The 22,308-nt window shown below is 66.5% G+C and carries 19 protein-coding genes, 1 tRNA gene and 1 riboswitch; of the genes, 17 read left to right on the top strand and 3 right to left on the bottom strand.

Going from position 1 to position 22,308, the window contains the following annotated elements:
• Positions 1 to 92 precede the first annotated feature (92 nt).
• From V5734_RS02095 to V5734_RS02070, 6 genes are all read left to right on the top strand, one after another.
• On the top strand, positions 93 to 2,537 hold the full coding sequence (locus tag V5734_RS02095) for a GcvT family protein (protein WP_347311877.1): 2,445 nt from the start codon (positions 93 to 95) through the stop codon (positions 2,535 to 2,537).
• A 64-nt stretch (positions 2,538 to 2,601) separates the two neighbouring features.
• Entirely contained in the window at positions 2,602 to 5,046 is a 2,445-nt protein-coding gene (locus tag V5734_RS02090; protein WP_347311876.1) for a GcvT family protein, read from the top strand.
• An 82-nt stretch (positions 5,047 to 5,128) separates the two neighbouring features.
• Entirely contained in the window at positions 5,129 to 6,682 is a 1,554-nt protein-coding gene (locus V5734_RS02085) for a trimethylamine methyltransferase family protein (RefSeq protein ID WP_347311875.1), read from the top strand.
• 27 nt (positions 6,683 to 6,709) lie between these two features.
• Complete coding sequence (locus V5734_RS02080) at positions 6,710 to 7,609, top strand: NAD(P)-dependent oxidoreductase (protein WP_347311874.1); 900 nt, start codon at positions 6,710 to 6,712, stop codon at positions 7,607 to 7,609.
• A 76-nt stretch (positions 7,610 to 7,685) separates the two neighbouring features.
• Complete coding sequence (locus tag V5734_RS02075; protein ID WP_347311873.1) at positions 7,686 to 9,317, top strand: GMC family oxidoreductase; 1,632 nt, start codon at positions 7,686 to 7,688, stop codon at positions 9,315 to 9,317.
• An 11-nt stretch (positions 9,318 to 9,328) separates the two neighbouring features.
• Positions 9,329 to 11,338, top strand: coding sequence for a hydantoinase/oxoprolinase family protein (locus V5734_RS02070; protein WP_347311872.1), 2,010 nt, complete (start codon positions 9,329 to 9,331; stop codon positions 11,336 to 11,338).
• A gap of 60 nt (positions 11,339 to 11,398) precedes the next feature.
• Here the strand turns inward: V5734_RS02070 and rlmN are convergent, their stop codons facing one another.
• Entirely contained in the window at positions 11,399 to 12,595 is a 1,197-nt protein-coding gene (rlmN, locus tag V5734_RS02065) for a 23S rRNA (adenine(2503)-C(2))-methyltransferase RlmN (RefSeq protein WP_347311871.1), read from the bottom strand.
• 115 nt (positions 12,596 to 12,710) lie between these two features.
• Positions 12,711 to 12,786 (bottom strand) — tRNA-Lys (locus tag V5734_RS02060).
• 97 nt (positions 12,787 to 12,883) lie between these two features.
• On the opposite strand from V5734_RS02060, the gene dapF reads away from it, so the two are divergent.
• The 4 genes from dapF to V5734_RS02040 all read left to right on the top strand — a co-directional run bounded on the left by dapF (position 12,884) and on the right by V5734_RS02040 (position 15,992).
• A complete protein-coding gene (gene dapF / locus V5734_RS02055; protein WP_347311870.1) occupies positions 12,884 to 13,723 on the top strand; it encodes a diaminopimelate epimerase in 840 nt (279 codons plus the stop codon).
• Positions 13,720 to 14,973, top strand: coding sequence for a tRNA (N(6)-L-threonylcarbamoyladenosine(37)-C(2))-methylthiotransferase MtaB (gene mtaB, locus V5734_RS02050; RefSeq protein WP_347311869.1), 1,254 nt, complete (start codon positions 13,720 to 13,722; stop codon positions 14,971 to 14,973). Before dapF ends, mtaB begins: the two co-directional genes overlap by 4 nt.
• A gap of 91 nt (positions 14,974 to 15,064) precedes the next feature.
• Positions 15,065 to 15,466 carry a c-type cytochrome gene (locus tag V5734_RS02045; protein ID WP_347311868.1) on the top strand — a complete coding sequence of 134 codons (402 nt, stop codon included), beginning with the start codon at positions 15,065 to 15,067 and terminating at the stop codon, positions 15,464 to 15,466.
• Between the two features lie 118 nt (positions 15,467 to 15,584).
• Positions 15,585 to 15,992, top strand: coding sequence for a c-type cytochrome (locus V5734_RS02040; RefSeq protein WP_347311867.1), 408 nt, complete (start codon positions 15,585 to 15,587; stop codon positions 15,990 to 15,992).
• A 46-nt stretch (positions 15,993 to 16,038) separates the two neighbouring features.
• Here the strand turns inward: V5734_RS02040 and V5734_RS02035 are convergent, their stop codons facing one another.
• Complete coding sequence (locus V5734_RS02035; RefSeq protein WP_347311866.1) at positions 16,039 to 16,473, bottom strand: 6,7-dimethyl-8-ribityllumazine synthase; 435 nt, start codon at positions 16,471 to 16,473, stop codon at positions 16,039 to 16,041.
• A 76-nt stretch (positions 16,474 to 16,549) separates the two neighbouring features.
• A riboswitch (FMN riboswitch) is annotated at positions 16,550 to 16,697 on the bottom strand.
• 153 nt (positions 16,698 to 16,850) lie between these two features.
• Between V5734_RS02035 and V5734_RS02030 the strand changes: the two genes are divergently transcribed.
• The 7 genes from V5734_RS02030 (at position 16,851) to V5734_RS02000 (ending at position 22,227) form a co-directional block, all read left to right on the top strand.
• Positions 16,851 to 17,471: an FMN-binding negative transcriptional regulator gene (locus V5734_RS02030; protein WP_347311865.1), complete on the top strand. Its 621-nt coding sequence runs from the start codon at positions 16,851 to 16,853 to the stop codon at positions 17,469 to 17,471.
• A gap of 235 nt (positions 17,472 to 17,706) precedes the next feature.
• Entirely contained in the window at positions 17,707 to 17,997 is a 291-nt protein-coding gene (locus tag V5734_RS02025) for a hypothetical protein (RefSeq protein ID WP_347311864.1), read from the top strand.
• Between the two features lie 10 nt (positions 17,998 to 18,007).
• Positions 18,008 to 18,616: a glutathione S-transferase gene (locus tag V5734_RS02020; RefSeq protein ID WP_347311863.1), complete on the top strand. Its 609-nt coding sequence runs from the start codon at positions 18,008 to 18,010 to the stop codon at positions 18,614 to 18,616.
• On the top strand, positions 18,613 to 19,251 hold the full coding sequence (locus V5734_RS02015; protein ID WP_347311862.1) for a LysE family translocator: 639 nt from the start codon (positions 18,613 to 18,615) through the stop codon (positions 19,249 to 19,251). The genes V5734_RS02020 and V5734_RS02015 overlap by 4 nt, the downstream gene beginning before the upstream one ends.
• 273 nt (positions 19,252 to 19,524) lie before the next feature.
• Positions 19,525 to 20,088, top strand: a complete 564-nt coding sequence (petA, locus tag V5734_RS02010; RefSeq protein WP_347311861.1) for a ubiquinol-cytochrome c reductase iron-sulfur subunit — start codon at positions 19,525 to 19,527, stop codon at positions 20,086 to 20,088.
• A gap of 12 nt (positions 20,089 to 20,100) precedes the next feature.
• Positions 20,101 to 21,423, top strand: a complete 1,323-nt coding sequence (petB, locus tag V5734_RS02005) for a cytochrome b (protein WP_347311860.1) — start codon at positions 20,101 to 20,103, stop codon at positions 21,421 to 21,423.
• Between the two features lie 18 nt (positions 21,424 to 21,441).
• Positions 21,442 to 22,227, top strand: a complete 786-nt coding sequence (locus V5734_RS02000) for a cytochrome c1 (protein WP_347311859.1) — start codon at positions 21,442 to 21,444, stop codon at positions 22,225 to 22,227.
• Positions 22,228 to 22,308: the final 81 nt, after the last annotated feature.

Genomic DNA, 22,308 nt, shown 5'->3' with positions numbered 1-22,308 from the left:
TCGGAGATGCCGATTAATAAACCGAGCGCTGACGAATTGAAAGCGCCCCGAACTCCGCCGATACTCGCGCCGAATTCGACTAGGGGGGCAAAATGTCCGGATTTCCGACAACGGCGCGCGTGGTGATCATCGGGGGCGGCGTGGTCGGTGTCTCGGCGCTCTATCACCTCGCGAAAGCGGGCTGGACCGATTGCGTGCTTCTCGAAAAGAACGAACTCACGGCCGGGTCCACCTGGCACGCGGCGGGCAACGTGCCCACATTCTCGACCTCGTGGTCGATCATGAACGTGCAGCGCTATTCGACCGAGCTTTACAGCCGCCTCGGCGCCGAGGTCGACTACCCGATGAACTACCACGTCACCGGCTCGGTCCGCCTCGCCCATTCGAAGGAGCGGATGCAGGAATTCGCACGCGCGAAGGGCATGGGCGTCTATCAGGGCATGGCGCTTGAAGTGCTCGGCGTGGATGAGATCAAGGGCAAGTATCCCTTCCTCGAAACCCACGACCTCGCCGGCGCGCTCTACGATCCGGCCGACGGCGATATCGACCCGGCGCAATTGACGCAGGCCTTGGCCAAGGGCGCCCGCGACATGGGCGCGACGATCCTGCGCTTCACCCCGGCAACCGGAGTGAGCCGCGAGAATGGCGAATGGATCGTTCACACCGAAAAAGGCTCTATCCGGGCCGAATTCGTGGTGAATGCCGCTGGCTACTACGCCCAGAAGGTCGGCGAATGGTTCAAGCCCTTCGGCGGCCGCACCGGGCCGATGATGGTGATGAGCCACCAGTATCTTCTGTCCGAACCCATCGCCGAGATCGAAGCCTGGAGCAAGGAAGTCGGCCACAAGCTGCCACTGCTGCGCGACGTCGACAGTTCCTATTATCTCCGGCAGGAAAAAACGGGTTTCAACCTTGGCCCTTATGAGCGCAACTGCAAGGCGCATTGGGTCACGCCCGACGACCCGATGCCGGACGACTTCAGCTTCCAGCTCTATCCCGACGATCTCGACCGCCTGGAATGGTATATCGAGGATGCGATGGCGCGCGTCCCGCTTCTGGGCTCGGCCGGGATCAGCCGGGTGATCAACGGCCCGATCCCCTACGCGCCCGACGGCAATCCTCTGATCGGGCCGATGCCCGGCGTTCCGAACGCGTTCGAGGCTTGCGTCTTCACCTTCGGCATCGCGCAGGGCGGCGGGGCGGGCAAGGTGCTGGCCGAATGGATCACGGAAGGCGGCACCGAGTGGGACATGTGGTCCTGCGACCCGCGCCGCTACACCGACTACACCGACCGCGACTACTGTATCGCCAAGGGCAAGGAGGTCTATGGCCACGAATACGCCATGCATTTCCCCTGGCACCGCTGGCCCGCCGGGGCGGATCGCAAGCTCTCCCCAGCCCATGCGAAGGTGAAGGCACTCGGCGGCCAGTTCGGCGCCTATAACGGCTGGGAGCGGGCGAACTGGTTCGCGAAGCCGGGCGACGACACCTCCGAGGAAGCGACGCATACCTGGGGCCGCTCCGGCCCGTGGGAGGCGCGCATCCGCGAGGAATGCGAGGCGGTCCGCGACGGCGTCGGTGTCCTCGACCTGCCGGGCTTTTCGCGCTTCCACCTTTCGGGGCCGGGCGCCGGGGAATGGCTTCTGGGACGGATCGCGGGCAATCTTCCGAAGCCGGGGCGGCTGTCGCTGGCCTATTTCCCGGATCACCGGGGGCGGATCCTGACCGAGATGTCCGTCGCCTGTAACGGCGCGGACGATTTCACCCTGATCACCGCCGCCGTCGCGCAATGGCACGACTACGAATGGCTCGCGCGTACGCTGCCGGAAAGTGTCACGCTGAAGGACCGGACGAAAGACCTGTCGACGCTAATCGTCACCGGCCCGAAGTCGCGCGACCTCTTCGCGAAGATGTCCGATGCCGACCTGACCCTGCCCTGGCTCAGCCACAAGATGTGGACGGTCGCCGGGCAAAAGGCCGTCCTCGCCCGCGTCTCCTTCGCCGGGGAACTCGGCTGGGAAGTCCACGCCCCCGTCGGGAACATCCCGGAGATCTACGACGCGGTGCTGGCGGAAGGCGCCAAACCCTTCGGTATGTGGGCATTGAATTCCTTGCGGATCGAGAAGGGCTATCGGGCGTGGAAGGGTGACCTTTCGACCGATTACAGCCTTCTCGAAGGCGGGCTCGACCGGTTCGTCAAATTCGACAAGCTGCAGGACTTCCCGGGCAAGGCGGCCCTTCTGGCCGAAAAGCAGCGCGGCGTGAAGAAGCGCTTCGTCACGCTGATGGTCGACGCGGGCGACTGCGACGCGCCCTACATGTCGACGCTCTGGCATGACGGAAAGGTAGTCGGCGAGACGACCTCCGGCGCCTGGGGCTACCGGGTCGGGGCGTCGATCGCGCTTGGCATGGTGCGGGCGGATCTCGCGGTGCCGGGGACCGTGGTCGAGGTCGAGATCTACGGCGAGCGCCACCGCGCCGTGGTGCAGAAGGATCAACCGCTCTGGGATCCGGAGAACGCGCGGATTCGGGCCTGAGGAACGCCGGGGGTTTCACCCCCGGACCCCCAGGATATTTACGGCAAGATGAAGAGGCTTTTAAGTGTCTATCCTACCTGAAAAAGCGAAATGCGTGATCATCGGCGGCGGGGTGGTCGGCTGCTCGGTGGCCTATCATCTGACCAAGCTTGGCTGGACCGATGTCGTGCTTCTGGAGCGCAAACAGCTCACGTCGGGCACGACCTGGCACGCGGCAGGGCTGATCGGGCAGCTTCGCGCTTCGGCCAACATGACGCGACTCGCCAAGTATTCGGCCGATCTTTACCGGGGGCTGGAGGCCGAGACGGGGCTCGCCACGGGGATGAAGACGGTGGGTTCGGTCTCTGTCGCGCTGACCGAGGCGCGGAAGGAGGAGTTGTTCCGCTCGGCCTCGATGGCGCGGGGCTTCGGAGTGCCGGTGGAGGAGATGTCGCCGGCGGAGGTGAAGGAGCGCTATCCCCATCTGAATATCGACGGCGTGAAGGCGGGCGTCTGGCTGCCGACCGACGGCCAGGGCGATCCGGCGAATATCGCGCTGGCCCTTGCCAAGGGGGCGCGGCAACGCGGGGCGCTGGTCCTCGAAGGCGTGAAGGTCACCGGCGTCACGGTCGAAGGGCGACGCGCCAAGGCGGTGTCTTGGTCGAAGGGTGGTGAAAGCGGCTCTATTCAGGCCGATCACGTGGTCAATTGCGCGGGCATGTGGGGCCGCGAGGTGGGCCGGATGGCGGGCGTCAACGTGCCCTTGCACGCCTGCGAGCATTTCTACATCGTGACCGAGCCGATCCCCGGCCTGACGCAGATGCCGGTGCTGCGGGTGCCGGACGAATGCGCCTATTACAAGGAGGATGCCGGCAAGTACCTCCTTGGCGCCTTCGAACCGAATGCGAAGCCCTGGGGCATGGCCGGCATTCCGGAGGATTTCTGCTTCGACCAATTGCCCGAGGATTTCGACCATTTCGAGCCGATCCTCGAACGCGCGGTGAACCGGCTGCCGATGCTCGCCGAGGCCGGCATCCACACCTTCTTCAACGGGCCGGAAAGCTTCACCCCGGATGACGCCTACAACCTTGGGCTCTCGCTCGAGGTCGACAATTTCTGGGTCGCCGCGGGCTTCAATTCGATCGGCATCCAGTCGGCGGGCGGCGCCGGGATGGCGCTGGCCGAATGGATGGAGACGGGCGAGAAGCCTTTCGATCTCGGCGACGTGGATGTGGGGCGGAACCAGCCCTTCCAGGGCAACCGGCACTACCTTTTCGAACGTTCGAAGGAGACGCTCGGCCTCCTCTACGCCGATCATTTCCCCTATCGCCAGAAAGCCACCGCGCGCGGGGTGCGGCGGACGCCGTTCCATGCCCATCTCGACGTCGAGGGCGCGGTCTTCGGCGAGATCGGCGGCTGGGAACGGGCGAACTGGTTCGCGACGCCGGGGCAGGCGCGGGACTACGAGTATAGCTGGGGCCGGCAGAACTGGTTCGCCAACACGGCCGCGGAGCACAAGTCCATCCGCACCAATGTCGGCATGTACGACATGTCCTCTTTCGGCAAGATCAGGGTCGAAGGCCGCGATGCGGAGGCGTTTCTGAACCACATCTCCGGCGCCGACATGTCGGTGCCTGTCGGCAAGATCGTCTATACGCAATTCCTGAACGCAAAAGGCGGGATCGAGGCGGACGTGACCGTCACCCGGCTGTCCGAGACCGCCTATCTGGTGGTGACCCCGGCCGTGACCCGGCCAAAGGATCAGGTCTGGATGCGCCGGCAGATCGGCGATTTCAACGCGGTCCTGACCGACGTGACGGCGGCGGAGGGCGTCCTCGCCGTGATGGGGCCTAATGCGCGGAAGCTGATGCAGAAGGTCAGCCCCAACGACTTCTCGAACGCGGCCAACCCTTTCGGCACGGCGCAGGAGATCGAGATCGGCATGGGCCTCGCCCGGGCGCACCGGGTGTCCTATGTCGGCGAGCTTGGTTGGGAGATCTATGTCTCCTCCGACATGTGCGGCCATGTGTTCGAGACGCTGCGCGAGGCCGGGCGCGACTTGGATCTTACGCTCTGCGGCATGCACATGATGGACTCATGCCGGATCGAGAAGGCGTTCCGCCATTTCGGTCACGACATCACCTGCGAGGATCATGTGCTGGAAGCCGGGCTCGGCTTCGCGGTGAAGACGTCGAAGCCCGATTTCATCGGCCGCGACGCGGTGCTCAGGAAGAAAGAGGCCGGGCTGGAGAAGCGGCTTGTGCAATTCCGGCTGAGCGATCCCGAGGTGATGGTCTATCACAACGAACCGCTGATCCGGGACGGCAAGATCGTCAGCCACCTGACCTCCGGCACCTACGGCCACCACCTCGGCGCGGCGATCGGCATGGGCTACGTGCCCTGCAAGGGCGAGAGCGCGGCCGATGTGCTGGCGTCGGACTATGAGGTGGAGATCGCGGGACGGCGGGTGAAGGCTGCGGCATCCTTGCAGCCGCTTTACGATCCGAAATCGGACCGTGTGCGGATGTGACCGGGCCGGGGGCCGTCTGCCCCCGGACCCCCGAGAGTATTTTTGAACAGAAGAAGCCAGTGGCGTTCAAGGAGTGACGGCAATGTCTGACGATGCGTTGAATTGCGCGCCGAGGCGGGCGGCGCGGGGTGGCGGGCGGGCGGCGCGGGTCGCGTTGCGGGCAGCCCCCCTTGCCGAGAACCTGCGTCCGGTTCGCGCCGGGTTGCCGGGCGGGCAGTACAAGCCCCTGACCGAGGCGGGGATGGCGAAGATCCATGCCGCCGCGCTCGACGCGCTGGAGGTGATCGGGCTGAGCCAGGCGCCCGCATCGGGGGTGGAGATCATGACCGGCGCCGGGGCGATCCTGGGCGATGACGGACGGCTCCGGTTTCCGCGGGCCCTGGTCGAGGACATGCTGGCCGTGGCGGCGCGCGACATCACCCTGTGCGGCCGCGATCCGAAATACGACCTGCATCTGAGCGGGACCAACGTGCATTTCGGCACCGCCGGTGCGGCGGTCCATATCGTCGACCTAGAAACCAACACCTATCGCGATTCGACCGCGCAGGATTTGTTCGACGCCGCAAGGATCACCCATCACCTCGACAACGTGCATTTCTTCCAGCGCGCGATGGTGGCCCGCGACGTGCTCGACAATCTCGAGATGGACCTCAACACGCTCTATGCCTGCTGTTCCGGGACCTCGAAACATGTCGGCACCTCTTTCAGCGATCCAAGCCATGTGGAGCCGTGCTTCGACATGATCCACCGGATCGCCGGCGGCGAGGGGGCATGGCGTGCGCGCCCCTTCATCTCCAACTCAAACTGCTTCGTCGTGCCGCCGATGAAATTCGCCGAGGAAAGCTGCGTCACGATGGAGAAGTGCATTAGGGGCGGCATGCCGGTGCTTCTTCTGAGCGCCGGGCAGGCCGGGGCGACCGCGCCAGCGCCCATCGCGCTGACCATCGTGCAGGCGGTGGCGGAGTGCCTCGCGGGTGTCGTCTACGTCAACGCGATGGCGCCGGGACATCCGGCGATCTTCGGCACCTGGCCCTTCGTCAGCGACCTTCGGACCGGGGCGATGTCGGGCGGCTCGGCCGAGCAGGCCCTTCTGACCGCCGGCTGCGCGCAGATGCACCGGTTCTACAACCTGCCGGGCGGGGCGGCAGCTGGGATCTCGGATTCGAAGCTGCCGGACATGCAGGCCGGCTGGGAACAGGCGATCACCAACACGCTCGCGGGGCTTTCGGGCCTCAACATGGTCTACGAGGCGGTGGGCATGCATGCCTCGCTTCTGGGCTTCTGCCTCGAATCGCTGGTCCTCGGCGACGATATCCTTGGTCAGGTCTTGCGCACCGTGCGCGGCATCGACGTGACCGAGGATTCGACCTCGATCGAGGCGATGAAGGCGGTTTGCCTCGGCGGGCCGGGGCATTACCTCGGCTCCGACCAGACGCTGGCGCTGATGCAGACCGAATACATCTACCCGACCGTCGGCAACCGGATGAGCCCGAAGGAATGGGTGGAGGCGGGGCGGCCGATGCTCCTCGACAAGGCCATCGCACGCAAGAACGACATTCTCGCCAAGGCCGGGATGCAGGTCGACCCGCAACTCGATGCGGCGATCAGGGCGGACTACAACATCTATTTCCGGTGAAATAGACCCGGTTTCAGGAGATTCGCGGTGCATTACGGCTATATCGGCCTCGGCAATCTCGGCGCCAATTGTGCGGCTTGCCTCCTGAAGGCGGGCTTTGCGGTGACGGTGCACGACCTCGACCCCAAACCGGCCGGGCGACTGGTGGCGATGGGCGCCACCTGGGCCGACAGCGCCGCGGATCTCGCCGCCTCGGTCGATCATGTCATCACCTGCCTGCCTTCGCCTTTCGTGTCGGAAAAGGTGCTGCGCGGGATCCTGCCGGCGATGAAGCCCGGCGCGACCTGGATCGAGATGTCGACGCTCGGCCGCGACGATGTTCTGGCGCTCGCCGAGGTCGCTGGCGAGGCCGGCGTGCGGATGCTGGAACTGCCGGTGACAGGCGGGGTGCATCTGGCGGCGCAAGGCAAGATCACCATGCTGCCGGGGGGCGACAAGGACCTTGTCGATCTCCATTGGAAGGCGTTCGAGGCGATGGGCGACCGGATCTTCCACATGGGCCCCCTGGGTTCGTCCTCGATCATCAAGGTCATCACCAACATGCTGGCCTTCATCCACCTGAAAGCCACATCCGAAGCGCTGATGCTGGCCAAGCGCGGCGGCCTTGATCTCGGGCAGGCCTGGCATGCGATCGCCGCTTCCTCCGGCAACTCCTTCGTGCACGAGACGGAGGGGGCGCTGATCCTCAACGGCTCCTACGATATCGCCTTTTCCGTCGATCTCGCGCTCAAGGACCTCGGATTCGCGTTGGGCTTCGGCAAGGAATTCGGTGTGCCCCTGGACCTCGCCTCGATGACCAACCAGACCTATGTAGCGGCGAAGGCCGCCTATGGCGGCGAGGCGCAGTCGCCGATGATCGCCAGGCTTCTGGAGGATCTTCTCGGCACCGATCTCAGGGCGCCCGGCTTCCCGGCGCGGCTGGAATAGCTCCTTTGCGACCAGATCGGTCGCAGATCTGGCGGAATCCGGCCCTTTCCCGTGGAAATGCTAGGCGGGGAAACAGGTGGCGGCCGTGAACGGGGCAGAATTCGACTACATCATCGTGGGCGCCGGATCGGCCGGCTCGGTCCTGGCCGAGCGGTTGTCGGCGAGTGGCCGGCACCGGGTTCTCGTGCTGGAGGCCGGCGGCAGCGACCGGCGCTTCTATGTCCAGCTGCCGCTCGGCTACGGCAAGCTTTTCTACGACCCCGCCGTCAACTGGCTTTATCAGACCGAGCCTGATCCGGGCCTCGCCGGCAACCGCGACCACTGGCCGCGCGGGAAGCTCCTTGGCGGGTCAAGCTCCATCAACGCGATGGTCTGGATCCGTGGCCATCAAAGCGACTACGACGACTGGGAAGAGATCGCCGGGCCGCACTGGGGATGGGCGAAGGCGCGCGACGCCTACCGCGCCATCGAGGATAACGAGGCGGGCGCGGATACCTTCCGGGGCAAGGGCGGGCCGCTCTTCATCTCGGCCAACCAGCGCGACCTGCATCCCCTCTGCGAGACCTTCATCCGCTCGACCGAGGCGGCGGGACTGAAGCGCAACGCCGATTTCAACGGGGCGGACCAGGAGGGCGTCGGCACCTACCAGATGACGATCCGCAATGCCCGCCGCAACTCCGCCGCGCGGGCCTTCCTGCGCCCGGCGATGAAGCGGGCGAACGTCACCGTGATGACCCATGCACAGGTCACACGCGTGATCTTCGAGGGGCGCCGGGCCATCGGGATTGAATACCGGAAGAACGGTGTTTTAGGCCGGGTTAGAGCCGCATCCGAGGTGATCCTCTCCGGCGGCGCGATCAATTCCCCGCAGCTCCTGATGCTCTCCGGGATCGGTCCTGCGGCGCATCTGAAGGATCACGGGATCGCGGTGACGTCCGACAGCCCACAGGTCGGCCGGAACCTCAACGACCATCAGGGGCTGAACTACACCTGGCGCATGAAGGTGCCGACCTACAATGACGTCCTGCGCCCGTGGTGGGGCAAGGTAGCGGTCGGCCTGAGATATTTCCTGACCGGCAGCGGCCCGCTGGCGAAGTCGATCAACCACGGCGGCGGCTTCTTCCGTACCTCGCCGGACCTGCCGCGCCCCAACATGCAGCTCTACTTCCAGGCCTTCTCCACCCTCGTCCCCCGCGTCGGCGAGCGGCCTCTGCTGACGCCGGACCCGTTCTCGGGCCTCTCCATCGGGCTTTCGAACTGCCGGCCGACCAGCCGGGGCGAGATCACGCTGAACAGCGCCGATCCCTTCGCGCATCCGAAAATCGTCGCGAATGCCTATTCGACCGACCATGACGTGCAGGAAATGCTGGCGGCGGTCAAATTCCTCCGCCGGATCGCCGATCAGGACCCGATCCGCCCCCTTATCGCCGAGGAGTTGCGGCCGGGACCGGAAGTGCGGAGCGACGCGGATCTGATCGCCGACATCCGGGCGCGGTCGGGGACGGTCTATCACCCGTCCTGCTCGGCGCGGATGGGGCACGACGCGGCAACGTCCGTCGTCGGCCCCGATCTGAAAGTGCACGGTGTCGATGGACTACGGGTCTGCGACGCTTCGGTCTTTCCAACGCTGATCGGCGGCAATACCAATGCGCCGAGCATTCTGGTCGGCTGGCTGGGAGCAGAACGCATCCTCGCGGACGCGCACTAGAGGGAACGCGCATGGCATATCTTCTGGGCGTCGATACCGGCGGCACCTATACCGACGCGGTGGTCCTCGACGAGGCCGAGGACCGTGTCATCGCCTCGGCGAAGTCGCTGACGACACGGCCCGACCTTTCGCGCGGCGTCGGTGCCGCCATCGACGCGGCCATCGCCACCTCGGGCGTCGCGGCGGCGGAGATCGCGATGGTCTCGCTTTCCACGACGCTTGCCACCAATGCGCTGGTGGAGGGCCAGGGCGGCCGCGTCGCGCTCGTCTTCATCGGTTTCGAGGAGGCGGAGCTTGGCCGCGCCGGCCTTGAAGACGCACTAAAGGGCGATCCAGTGATTCGCCTCGCGGGCGGCCACAGCCATGCCGGCGCAGAGACGGCACCTCTCGATCTGGCTAGGTTAGAGACTGAAATCGCCGCCCTCGGTCCCGGTATCAGCGGCTTTGCCGTCGCGGCGAGCTTCGCGACGCGCAACCCCGCGCACGAGATCGCGGCCCGCGATCTGATCCGCCGCGTAGCCAGCCGGCCGGTCACCTGTTCGCATGAATTGTCGGCCGGGCTGAACGGCCCGCGCCGGGCGCTGACGGCCGTCCTGAATGCCCGGCTGATCGGCATGATCGACCACCTGATTTCCGCCTGCGAGGGGCACATGGCCCATCTCGGGATCGCGGCGCCCCTCATGGTGGTGCGCGGCGACGGCGCGCTCGTCTCGGCGGCGCTGGCGCGGGAACGGCCGATCGAGACGATCCTTTCCGGCCCCGCCGCCTCCATCGCCGGGGCGAGCTGGCTGACCGGAGAGACGGACGCGCTCGTTTCCGATATCGGCGGGACGACGACGGATGTCTGTCTTCTCAAGGACGGCAAGCCGATGATCGACCCGATGGGCGCCCGCGTCGGCAGCTTCCGCACCATGGTCGAGGCGGTGGCGATGCGCACGACCGGGCTTGGCGGCGACAGCGAGGTGCATCTGATCGAGGGGTTGGAAACCGGCCTCCGCCTTGGCCCCCGCCGGCTGATGCCGGTGGCGCTGGCCGCACGCGACTGGCCGGGACTGGTGCACGACGCGCTCGACGGCTGGCTGTCGCAGGATGCGACGGGTGAGCATGACGGCCGTTTCGCCCTGCCGATGTGGCGCGGCACCCCGCCCGAAGGGCTCCAGGGGCGCGAGGGCGCGGTGGTCGAACGCCTTCTCGGCGGCCCGGTTCGGCTTGCCGACGCGGTCCGGACGCGGCTGGAACTGCCGGCGCTGATGCGGCTCGTGTCGCGCGGGCAGGTGATGGTTTCGGGCATCACACCTTCGGACGCCGCGCATGTCCTTGGCCGCCTCGACAGCTGGGACGCCGGGGCCGCACGCAAGGCCGTGACCCTCTTCGCCCGGCGCCGCAACGGGCGCGGGGACCGGATCGCGGCGGCGCCCGAGGCGCTCGCGCAGCGGATCATCGATCAGCTGACCGCGCAGACCGTCGATTGCCTTCTGGAAGCCGCCTTTGCCGAGGATGGCCGGGATTGGGGCGCGGCTCCGGAAGACCTCGCGCGGCATTCCCTTATGAAGGCGGGGCTCGACCGGCATTCCGGCGTGATCCGCATCACGGCGAGCCTCGGCGTACCGGTGATCGGCCTCGGCGCCTCGGCCCCGAGCTATTACGGCGCGGTGGGGGACCGCCTTGGCGCGCGGATGATCCTGCCGGAACATGCCGGCGTCGCAAACGCGATCGGCGCCGTCGTCGGCCAGATCGCCATGCATGCCGAAGGCATCGTCACAAGCCCCGGCCCTGGCCTTTTCGCCGCCCATCTCGCGGACGGGCCGCACCGGTTCAACGACCGCGACAAGGCTCTCGCCGCACTCGAGGCGGCGCTGACGGCCGACGCCACAGACCGCGCCCGCCGCGCCGGAGTCGAGGAGCTTCGCGTCACCTGCACCCGCGACATGTCAGAGATCGAGGTCGAGGGCCAGTCGATGTTCATCGAGGCGCGGCTTCGCGTGACCGCGCAGGGCCGTCCGAGGATCGCCACGGGATAGGTCTTTTCGCGTTCCACTCCCCAGCCGAGTGTCGGGCGCGGCCCTTCGCGCTCAAGAGGCCTACGCCCCCGGCAGCCCCGCTTCGGCGGCGATCTCGGCCCGGCTCTTGCGGGCACGCTCGGTCGCGGACTTGAGCTGACCGCAGGCCGCCATGATATCCTCGCCCCTGGGCGTGCGGATCGGCGAGGCATAGCCCGCCTTGTAGACGATGTCGGCGAAAGCCTCGATCCGCCCCCAGTCCGAGCGCTGATAGGGCGCGCCCGGCCATTCGTTGAAGGGAATGAGGTTGATCTTGGCCGGGATGCCACGGATCAGCTTGACCAGTCGCTTGGCATCCTCGTCGCTGTCGTTCACGCCTTTCAGCATCACGTATTCGAAGGTGATCCGTTCGGAGTTCGACAGCCGTGGATAGTCGCGCAGCGTCGCCAAAAGCGTCTCGATGTTCCAGCGCTTGTTGATCGGCACGAGCGTGTCGCGCACCTCGTCCGTCGTCGCATGGAAGCTGACGGCCAGAAGGCAGCCGATCTCCTCGGCGGCGCGGGCAATCTCGGGGACGACACCGCTTGTCGACAGGGTGATGCGACGGCGCGACAGGGTCAGCCCCTCGCCGTCCATCACGATCTTCATCGCGTCGCGGACATTCTCGAAGTTGTAGAGCGGTTCGCCCATGCCCATCAGGACGACATTCGACACCAGCCGCGTCTCGTCCTTCGGCGCACCCTGAACGGGCCATTCGCCAAGGTCGTCGCGCGCGACCAGGACCTGCCCGACGATCTCGGCCGCGGTGAGGTTGCGGACGAGCTTCTGCGTGCCGGTATGGCAGAAGGAGCAGGTCAGCGTGCAGCCGACCTGCGACGAGATACACAGCGTCCCGCGATTTTCCTCTGGTATATAGACCGTCTCGACCTCGTGCCCGCCAGCGATGCGGAGGAGATACTTGCGCGTCCCGTCGGCGGAGGCCTGCCGCGTCACGATCTCGGGCAGCGCGATCTCGAATGTCTCGGCCAGCATCGCGCGATAGTCCTTGGCGAGGTTGGTCATCGCGGCGAAATCGCGCACGCCCCAGTGGTAGATCCATTGCCAGATCTGCCCCACCCGCATCTTCGCCTGCTTCTCCGGCGTACCGGCGGCGATCAGCGCGTCGCGCAGGCCTTCACGCGTGAGCCCGACGAGGTTCACCCGTCCGCCCTCCGGCAGTTTGCGGGGAATCGTCATCACGTCCTGAGTGATCGGCGCGCTCGGGCTCTGTTCGGTCATCTGCGACATCTCGAAAAGCTTGAAGACCAGTCATATAGACGATCGCCCGGCAAAACGGAACACTGGCCGCAACGTCCGCGCACACCGCCTGTTATCACGATCGGGATGGGGTGAGTGGTGAGCCGGTCGGGGCTCGAACCCGAGACCTACTGATTAAAAGTCAGTTGCTCTACCAACTGAGCTACCGGCCCATCACAGGGCGTCTCTTTATGAACCCCATCCGAGGCGGTCAAGTGCAAAAGCAGGCCCCACTGGCAAAATCCCTGTGCCGGGCGTATATCGCGGGCCATGAAGGACGCGCGACCCTCCGCCGGCCTGCCGTTCATGAAGATGCATGGCGCGGGCAATGACTTCGTGATCATCGATTCACGGGGGCGGAACCCCGTGACTACGGCAGCGCTTGCCGCCGCGCTTGGCGACCGGCACCGGGGCGTCGGTTTCGACCAGCTGGCCGAGATTCGCGATGTCGAGGGCGCCGATTACGCGCTCGACTTCTGGAATTCCGACGGCAGCCGCGCCGGGGCCTGCGGCAATGCCTCGCGCTGCGTCGCCGATCACGTGATGTCCGGGCTCGGCCGTGACCGGGTGAGTTTCGTCACCGAACGCGGCGTCCTGACCGCGCTCCGCCGCGCCGACGGGCTCGTCAGCGTCAACATGGGCGCGCCCATTCTCGACTGGGCCGGGGTGCCGCTTGCCGAACCCGCCGACCTCCTGCATCTGCCAATCGACGGCGATCCTGCCGCGGTCGGCATGGGCAACCCGCACTGCGTCTTCTTCGTCGCCGATGCCGAGGCCGTGGACCTTTCCGCCGACGGCGCGGCGATGGAGCGTCACCCGCTCTTCCCCAAAGCCACCAATGTCGAATATGCCAGCGTCACCAGCCCCGACCGCCTGCGCATGCGGGTCTGGGAACGCGGCGCCGGCATCACCCTCGCCTGCGGGTCCGGCGCCTGCGCGACCGCCGTCGCCGCCCATCGGCGCGGGCTGACCGGCCGCAAGGTCACGCTCGACCTCGACGGCGGCACGCTGGAAATCGACTGGCGCGACGACGGGGTCTGGATGACCGGCCCCACCGCCCATGTTTTCGACGGCGCCCTCACATCCGCCTTCCTGACCCAATACGCATGAGCGCGCCGGTCTTCTCCACCCTCGGTTGCCGCCTCAACGCCTATGAGACGGAAGCGATGAAGGACCTGGCCGAAAAGGCCGGGATCGAGGGCGCGGTCGTCGTCAACACCTGCGCCGTCACCGCCGAGGCCGTGCGCAAGGCCAAGCAGGAGATCCGGCGCCTGCGCCGCGAGAATCCCGATGCGACGCTGATCGTGACCGGCTGCGCCGCCCAGACCGAGCCCGAAACCTTCGCCGCGATGCCCGAAGTCACCCGCGTCATCGGCAATACCGAGAAGATGCAGGCCGCCACCTGGGCCGCGCTCAAGGCCCCTGACCTGATCGGCGAGACCGAGAAGATCATGGTCGACGACATCATGAGCGTGACCGAGACCGCGGGCCACCTGATCGACGGATTCGGCCGGCACAGAGCCTATGTGCAGATCCAGAACGGCTGCGATCACCGCTGCACCTTCTGCATCATCCCCTACGGTCGCGGCAATTCCCGCTCGGTCCCGGCGGGCGTGGTGGTGGAGCAGATCAAGCGGCTGGTCGACAAGGGCTTTTTGGAAGTCGTGCTGACCGGCGTGGACCTGACGAGCTGGGGCGCCGACCTGCCCGGCGCGCCCCGCCTCGGCGATCTGGTGATGCGCATTCTCCGCCTCGTGCCCGATCTCGCCCGGTTGCGCATCTCCTCGATCGACTCGATCGAGGCGGACGAGAACCTGATGCAGGCCATCGCCACCGAGCCGCGCCTGATGCCGCACCTGCACCTTTCGCTCCAGCACGGCGACGACTTGATCCTGAAGAGGATGAAACGCCGGCATCTTCGCGACGACGCCATCCGTTTTTGCGATGAGGCGCGCCGCCTCCGTCCCGACATCGTCTTCGGCGCAGACATCATCGCCGGTTTCCCGACCGAGACCGAGGCGATGTTCGACAATTCCGTCAGGCTCGTCCGGGACTGCGGCCTTACCTTCCTGCACGTCTTCCCCTATTCCCGCCGCGACGGCACGCCCGCCGCGCGCATGCCTCAGGTAAGGGGCCCGGCGATCCGCGAGCGCGCCGCACGGCTCCGTGCCGAGGGGGACGCGGCGCTCACGCGCCACCTCTCGGCCGAGCTGGGCAAGGCGCACCGCATTCTCACCGAAAGCGCGCACATGGGCCGGACCGAACAATTCATGGAAGTGGCCTTCGCGACCGATCAACCTGTCGGCGCCATCGTCACCGCGCGCATCGCCGGAGCGGATGGCCGCATGCTTCTCGCGTAGATGCGCGGGACCTAATGATCCAAATCAGTTGGTAGCTTCAGCACTCGGCTAGACTTCACCCCGGAACGTAGCGTTCCAGGTGGAGGGAAACATGAAAACGATCACGACTCTGGCAGCCTGCATAGGGTTCGGCCTTCTGGCCGGATCGGCCGTCGCGCAGGACACCGACATCGGCGCGCACCTTTATGCCGACTATTGCGCGGCCTGCCACGGTGCGAGCGGCAAGGGCGACGGCGACATGGCCAACCTGATGACCATTCCGGCACCGAATCTTACGCTCCTGGCGACAAACAACGACGGCGAGTTTCCGATGTTGAAGGTGATCCATGTGATCGACGGCCGTACCGGGCTGCGTGGTCACGGCGCCCCGATGCCGGTATTCGGCCGCGTGTTCGCGTCCGATCCGGGGCCGGCCAATCCCTACGGTTCGGTTCTTGAAGTGCGGGGTCGGGTGCTTTCGCTCGCCATGTACCTCGAATCGATCCAGCAGTGAGCGTTTTCACGGCTCGACACTTCTATAACCGGGCGGGGTGACGCTGATTTCGATCAACGCATGGCCCCGGGCCGCAAGCATGATCAATGCGGGACGTGCACAAGATGGAGGGGACAAGATGATGCTTTCGAGGACGAGGGCGGCTCTGGCCGTGGCCGCGCTGCTCGGCGCCGGCGCCGCGGCGGCGCAGGACGCGGGTACCGGTGAACGAATCTACATGCAGTACTGTGCAACCTGTCACGGCGAGACCGGGGACGGCAGGGGCCCATTGACCGAACTGATGACCGTCAAGGTCGCCGACCTCACGCAACTCTCCGCCAACAATGATGGCGAATTCCCGATGCTGCGGATCATTCACATCATCGACGGCCGGACCGGCGTTCGTGGTCATGGCGGACCGATGCCGACCTACGGCGATATCTTCACATCAGAGATTCCGGGCGATGTCGGGCCCTACGCTTCATCGGTCGCCACCCGTGGCCGGATGCTGTCACTGGCCCTCTACCTCGAGTCGATCCAGAAGTGATTCCTCTCCGCAGGGCGCACCGCCGCTGCGGAGAGGAATACACAGATCAGGCAGCGGCACGGCGGCGGGCGCCGCCGATGGCTTGCGCGGCCATGGCCGCTTCGCGCCCCTTGAGGACGAAGTGTTCGCGGAAGAAGGCGGTGTGCGCTTCCGTCTCCTGGTAATTGTGCGGCGTCAGAACCACCGACAGGACCGGCACGTCGGTATCCATCTGTGCCCGCATCAGGCCCTCAACGACGGTCGAGGCGACGAAATCGTGGCGGTAGATGCCCCCATCGACAACGAAAGCCGCGCCGATGACGGCGTCGTAGCGGCCCGAGCGGCCAAGATCGCGGGCAAGAAGCGGAATCTCGAACGCGCCCGGCACATCGAAAACGTCGATGTCGGCGTCGCCGATCGCGGCGCGGAACCCCTCGAGCGCCCGGTCGACGATATCGGCATGCCAGTTGGCCTTGATGAAGGCATAGCGGGTGTGTGTCATCGTGATCTCCTTTCAAAAGTGACACGTCACCCAAGGCGATCACGGGCAGGGTGAACCCCTCGCGGGGGTCCGCCTTGCACGTTCTCTTCCATCCGGACTGTAACCGTCGGCCCCGGCCTCGCACCGGGTCTGCTGACCCCCGGACCAGGATCCGGGGCGCTCGCGGGCTCGGGGACGAACCCCATACCGCCGGTGGGGAATTTCGCCCCGCCCTGAGAACGGGAGGAAAGTGCCAGCAGCGGCAGCGCAAGGCAAGGGGGCGTCGGCGGTCAGGCGACGTTTGCCCGGCCCGCCGGGAAAATGTGCTCCGCACAAAAAGCCGCGTGACAGACCCGCCCGTCCCCGGCAGGAACCTTGAAGGCCGAGGAGACTGACAGATGCACCCGAACCCTGCCTACCGCCAGACGCCCGAGGACACCGTGCTCGCCTTCGCCCGCGCGCGCGGCTTCGGCACGCTCACCATCAACGGGCCCGGCGGGCCCCTTGCCTCGCACATCCCCTTCGTTCTCGCCCCCGACGGCACTTCGCTTGAACTGCACCTCGTGCGCTCCAACCCCATTGCCCGCGCCCTCGCGGTGCCCCAACCGGCGCTGCTCGCCGTCATCGGCCCGGACGGCTACATCTCGCCCGACTGGTACGGGATGGCGGATCAGGTCCCGACCTGGAACTACATCGCCGCCCACCTGCGCGGCACCCTCACCGCGCTGCCGCCCGATCTGATGCGCGGCCAGCTCGACCGGCTGTCGGCCGAGTTCGAGAACCGGCTCCGGCCCAAGACTCCCTGGCGGACCGACAAGATGCCGGAAGAGGCGCTCGACCGGTTGATGCGGATGATCCTGCCCTGCCGGCTCGACATCGCGAAGGTGGATGGCACCTGGAAGCTCGGCCAGAACAAACCCGACCGCGCCCGGCTCGGCTCGGCCGACGGACTCGAGGCGGCCGGCATCGGCAGCGAGGCCGCCGCCCTGGCGGGCATGATGCGCGCCACCCCCGGCTGAATGCCCGCCCGAGCGCCTGGCGCATCGGCGCCGGGGGCGAGATATAAACCTGCGAGCGGCACCGCGCGCTCCTCTGGATTGCGGCAGGCCAGCCGCCGGCAGCGTCGCCCCCGCGTTTGCCCCGCTCCCCGACGGCCGGCCCGGCAGGGGTGCGGGCCGAATCATAACCAATCTTGAATGGACAGCATCCCGACCCGCCCCTAGCATCGCTGCCGAAACGGACAAGGAGGGTTCCATGCCGCTTCCGCTCGCCCCGATCGCCGGTGTCGCCCTGCGCTACGGCATCCGTTATGGCGCGCTCGCCGTCGCCGCCTACGGCGTGAAACGCGCGCTTCGCAAGGGCCGCACCGACCAGCGCGCCGAAGATGCGATGGACCAGATGGACGAGGGCCTCGCCGTGCACCGTCCGGCCGATCGCGGCCAGACCAATGCCGCCGCCCGTTTCCACCGGGTGATCCGCTGGGGCGACAAGGGAGTCGAGATCGACGCCGCCGGCCTCGCCCGCTTCCGTATCCGCAAGATCTGAAAGGTCCGACATGCGCCTTTTCCACTCGCCCACAACGCCCTTCGGGCGCAAGGTCATGGTGATGCTGATCGAAACCGGCCAGGCCGGCGATGTGGAGGTCGTCCCCGCCTCCGGCAGCCCGGTCGATCCCGGCTCCACTCCGCTGGACACCAACCCCCTTGGCAAGATCCCGGCGCTGGAACTGGACGATGGCACGCCGGTCTATGACAGCCGGGTGATCTGCCGTTTCCTCGACGATCGTGCCGGCGGCAAGCTCTATCCCGCCAAGCCCCGCCTCTGGCGCACCCTGACGCTGGAGGCGACCGCCGATGGCATCCTCGATGCGGCGCTCCTGATGGTCTATGAAATCCGTATCCGACCGGAGGAGAAGCGCTTCGACGGCTGGGTCGAGGGCCAATGGGCCAAGATCGCCCGGGCGCTCGATTCGCTCGAGGGGCGCTGGATGGACCACCTGGGCGGTCCGCTCGACATGGGCCAGGTCGCGGTGGCCTGCGCGCTCTCCTATCTCGACTTCCGCCATGATGCCCGCAACTGGCGCGCCGGCCACCCGAAGCTTGCCGCATGGCATGAAGCCTTCGCCCGGCGTGACAGCATGAAGGCGACCGAGCCGCAGGGGTGAGCCTGGCCTTCGCGCCCTTCCTGACGGTCTGGGCGGTGCTGGCGATGAACATCGCCTCGCCGGGGCCGAATGTTCTCAACACCATCACCACGGCGATGGGATCGGGGCGCGGGCCGGGGCTCGCCTCGGCGGCGGGCGTGGCGCTCGGCGTCGGGCTCTGGTGCCTTGGCATGACCCTCGGCATGGCCGCGCTCTTTCAGGCGGTACCGGCGACGCGCGCCCTTCTCACGGTGATCGCCATCGGCCTCCTCCTGTGGTTCGCGAGCCGCTATCTCGGCGCCGCCTGGGCCGGATGGCGCCACGGCGCCCAGCGAATCTCCGGGCGCGCCGGTCTCGGGATGCGCGCCTCGTTCCTGCGCTCGCTCTCGGTCAATGCGCTGAACCCGAAGGCGCTGACGACCTGGGTGGTGATTCTGTCGCTCTTTCCGGTTGCGCACGCCCATGCCGGCGACATCGCCCTTCTCGGGGTCGGGGCGGCCACCATCGCCTTCACGATCCACGCTGGCTACGCGCTCGCTTTCTCGACCCCACCCGCCGCCCGGGCCTGGCTGCGACTCGCGCCGGCGATCAATACCGGCGTCGGGGTCTTCTTTACCGGATTCGCGCTCAAGCTCGCCCTCGGGCTTTTGCGGTGACGAATGTCCGGACCGGCAATCCGCGGCGATAAAGCCCGCCCTTCCGGGGTAGCGACGTGAAAAACGCTGTGTGCCTCCCGGTACGGGCAACCGCCCGCCGGTCATGGTAGCGCCCACGGGCTGACGCGCCCGCGACACACCCGCCCTCATGCGCCCGATTGTCCGCTGGACGGGCCTGATTTTGGCCGCTAATAACCGCCCCTGAAGGCTGCGGGAAACCGTCGCCCCGTTGTCGCACGGCCGGACTGCCGGTCAGAGAAGGGAGAAAGTTTCGTGTCCCACGCAGAAGACCACGCAGGCACCAGGAGGGATTTCCTCTACTACGCCACGGCCGGGGCGGGAACCGTCGCCACCGGCGCCGCCGTCTGGACCCTCGCCGATCAGATGAACCCTTCGGCGGACGTGCAGGCCCTGTCCTCGATCTTCGTCGACGTTTCGGGCGTCGAAGTGGGCACCCAGCTGACCGTGAAATGGCGCGGCAAGCCGGTCTTCATCCGCCGTCGCACCCAGGACGAGATCGACGCCGCCCGCGCCGTGCCGCTGTCCGACCTGGTCGATCCGAAGGCGGATAACGCAAACCTCGGGCCGGAGGCCGACGCCGAGGATCAGAACCGCACCCTCGACGAGGCCGGCGAATGGCTGGTGATGATGGGGGTCTGCACCCATCTCGGCTGCGTGCCGCTCGGCAACGCGTCGGGCGATTTCGGCGGGTGGTTCTGCCCCTGCCACGGGTCGCATTACGACACGGCCGGCCGCATCCGCAAAGGCCCGGCGCCGCGGAACCTCGACATTCCTGTCGCGGCCTTCACCGACGACACCACGATCAAACTCGGCTGAGGGGGCTGACACATGGCTGGTATTCCGCACGACCATTATGAGCCCAAGTCGGCCTTCGAGCAGTGGCTGCATCGCCGCCTGCCGATCGTCGGCCTCGCTTACGACACGCTGATGATCCCGACGCCGAAGAACCTGAACTGGTGGTGGATCTGGGGCATCGTCCTGGCCTTCTGCCTGGTTCTTCAGATCGTCACCGGCATCGTCCTGGCGATGCACTATACCCCGCATGTCGATCTGGCCTTCGCCTCGGTCGAGCACATCATGCGCGACGTGAATGGCGGCCACATGCTGCGCTACATTCACGCCAACGGCGCCTCGCTCTTCTTCCTCGCCGTCTACATCCACATCTTCCGCGGCCTCTTCTACGGGTCGTACAAGGCCCCGCGCGAGATCACCTGGATCGTCGGCATGATCATCTACCTCTGCATGATGGGCACCGCCTTCATGGGCTACGTGCTTCCCTGGGGTCAGATGTCGTTCTGGGGCGCCACGGTGATCACCGGCCTCTTCGGCGCCATCCCCGGCATCGGCGAGCCGATCCAGACCTGGCTTCTGGGCGGGCCGGCGGTCGACAACCCGACGCTGAACCGCTTCTTCTCGCTCCACTACCTCCTGCCCTTCGTCATCGCCGCGCTGGTCGCCGTCCACATCTGGGCGTTCCACACCACCGGCAACAACAACCCGACGGGCGTCGAGGTGCGGCGCGGCTCGAAGGCCGAGGCCGAGAAGGACACCCTGCCTTTCTGGCCCTACTTCGTGATCAAGGATCTCTTCGCGCTGGCGCTGATCCTCGTGGTGTTCTTCGCGGTCGTCGGCTTCATGCCCAACTACCTCGGCCACCCGGACAACTACACGCAGGCCAACCCGCTGGCGACGCCCGCGCATATCGTGCCGGAATGGTACTTCCTGCCCTTCTACGCCATCCTGCGCGCCTTCACAGGCGACGTGTGGATCGTGCAGCTGGTGCAGTTCATCACCTTCGGCATCGTCGACGCCAAGTTCTTCGGCGTCATCGCGATGTTCGGCTCGATCGCGGTCATGGCGATCGTGCCGTGGCTCGACACCTCGAACGTCCGTTCGGGCCAGTACCGGCCGATGTTCCGCTGGTGGTTCTACCTCCTCGTCATCGACTTCGTGGTGCTGATGTGGGTGGGCGCGCAGCCGGCCGAAGGGATCTACACCTGGATCTCGCTCATCGCCGCGGCCTACTGGTTCGCCTATTTCCTCGTGATCCTGCCGCTTCTGGGCGTGATCGAGAAGCCGACGACCCCGCCGGCGACGATCGAGGACGACTTCAACGCGCATTACGGCGCCAAAGCCCATGCGGCCGAGTGACGGAAAGGATCGATTGAGATGCTGAGAAAAATCGCAATCACGGCCGCTTCCGTCCTCGCCCTTGCCGGCAGCGGCGCTTTCGCGGCGGAAACAGCGCATATCGAGGATGTGGCCTTCTCCTTCGAAGGCCCGTTCGGCAAGTTCGACGAGCACCAGCTTCAGCGCGGGCTGCAGGTCTATACCGAGGTCTGCTCCGCCTGTCACGGCATGAAGTTCGTGCCGATCCGCTCGCTCGCCGACGAGGGCGGCCCGCGCCTGCCCGAAGACCAGGTGCGCGCCTTTGCCAAGCAGTTCACCGCGATCGACAAGGAGACCGGTGAAGAACGGGAAGCGAAGGAAACCGACAACTTCCCGGCCAACAACGATGCGGGCGCGCCCGACCTTTCTCTGATGGCCAAGGCGCGGGCCGGGTTCCACGGACCCTACGGCACCGGGATCAACCAGTTCTTCAAGGGCATTGGCGGGCCGGAATACATCCACGCCATCCTCACGGACTACACGGAAGAAACCAAGGATGAGGCCGGTTCGACCTTCTACGAGAACCACGCCTTCTCCACCGGCTGGATCGCGATGCCGCCGCCGCTTTCCGACGATCTCGTGACCTATCAGGACGGCACGCCGGCCACGGTCGATCAGATGTCCATGGACGTGAGCGCCTTCCTGATGTGGGCGGCGGAACCGCAGATGATGGCGCGCAAGAAGGCGGGCTTCGTGGCGGTGCTGTTCCTCGGCCTTCTCACGGTGCTTCTCTATCTGACCAACAAGCGGCTCTGGGCGCCGCACAAGGGCAAGCAGAGCGCCTGACGGTCGGGAAGGCCGGGGGCGCTGCCCCCGGACCCCCGGAGTATTTGCGAACAGAAGAAGAGGCGCCCGGAACCGAGCGCC

Origin of the sequence: Defluviimonas sp. SAOS-178_SWC, from assembly GCF_039830135.1 — a bacterium.
Lineage (GTDB): Bacteria > Pseudomonadota > Alphaproteobacteria > Rhodobacterales > Rhodobacteraceae > Albidovulum.
The sequence above is the reverse complement of the archived record's forward strand: the minus strand, read 5'-3'. Positions and strand labels throughout refer to the sequence as shown.

Coding starts and splice junctions, on each gene's coding strand:
- rlmN (WP_347311871.1), bottom strand. CDS start 12,595: ATGACCGAACAGAGCCCGAGCGCGCCGATCACTCAGGACGTGATGACG.
- V5734_RS02045 (WP_347311868.1), top strand. CDS start 15,065: ATGAAAACGATCACGACTCTGGCAGCCTGCATAGGGTTCGGCCTTCTG.
- V5734_RS02025 (WP_347311864.1), top strand. CDS start 17,707: ATGCCGCTTCCGCTCGCCCCGATCGCCGGTGTCGCCCTGCGCTACGGC.
- V5734_RS02020 (WP_347311863.1), top strand. CDS start 18,008: ATGCGCCTTTTCCACTCGCCCACAACGCCCTTCGGGCGCAAGGTCATG.
- V5734_RS02040 (WP_347311867.1), top strand. CDS start 15,585: ATGATGCTTTCGAGGACGAGGGCGGCTCTGGCCGTGGCCGCGCTGCTC.
- V5734_RS02035 (WP_347311866.1), bottom strand. CDS start 16,473: ATGACACACACCCGCTATGCCTTCATCAAGGCCAACTGGCATGCCGAT.
- V5734_RS02030 (WP_347311865.1), top strand. CDS start 16,851: ATGCACCCGAACCCTGCCTACCGCCAGACGCCCGAGGACACCGTGCTC.
- dapF (WP_347311870.1), top strand. CDS start 12,884: ATGAAGGACGCGCGACCCTCCGCCGGCCTGCCGTTCATGAAGATGCAT.
- V5734_RS02085 (WP_347311875.1), top strand. CDS start 5,129: ATGTCTGACGATGCGTTGAATTGCGCGCCGAGGCGGGCGGCGCGGGGT.
- V5734_RS02095 (WP_347311877.1), top strand. CDS start 93: ATGTCCGGATTTCCGACAACGGCGCGCGTGGTGATCATCGGGGGCGGC.
- mtaB (WP_347311869.1), top strand. CDS start 13,720: ATGAGCGCGCCGGTCTTCTCCACCCTCGGTTGCCGCCTCAACGCCTAT.
- V5734_RS02000 (WP_347311859.1), top strand. CDS start 21,442: ATGCTGAGAAAAATCGCAATCACGGCCGCTTCCGTCCTCGCCCTTGCC.
- petB (WP_347311860.1), top strand. CDS start 20,101: ATGGCTGGTATTCCGCACGACCATTATGAGCCCAAGTCGGCCTTCGAG.
- V5734_RS02070 (WP_347311872.1), top strand. CDS start 9,329: ATGGCATATCTTCTGGGCGTCGATACCGGCGGCACCTATACCGACGCG.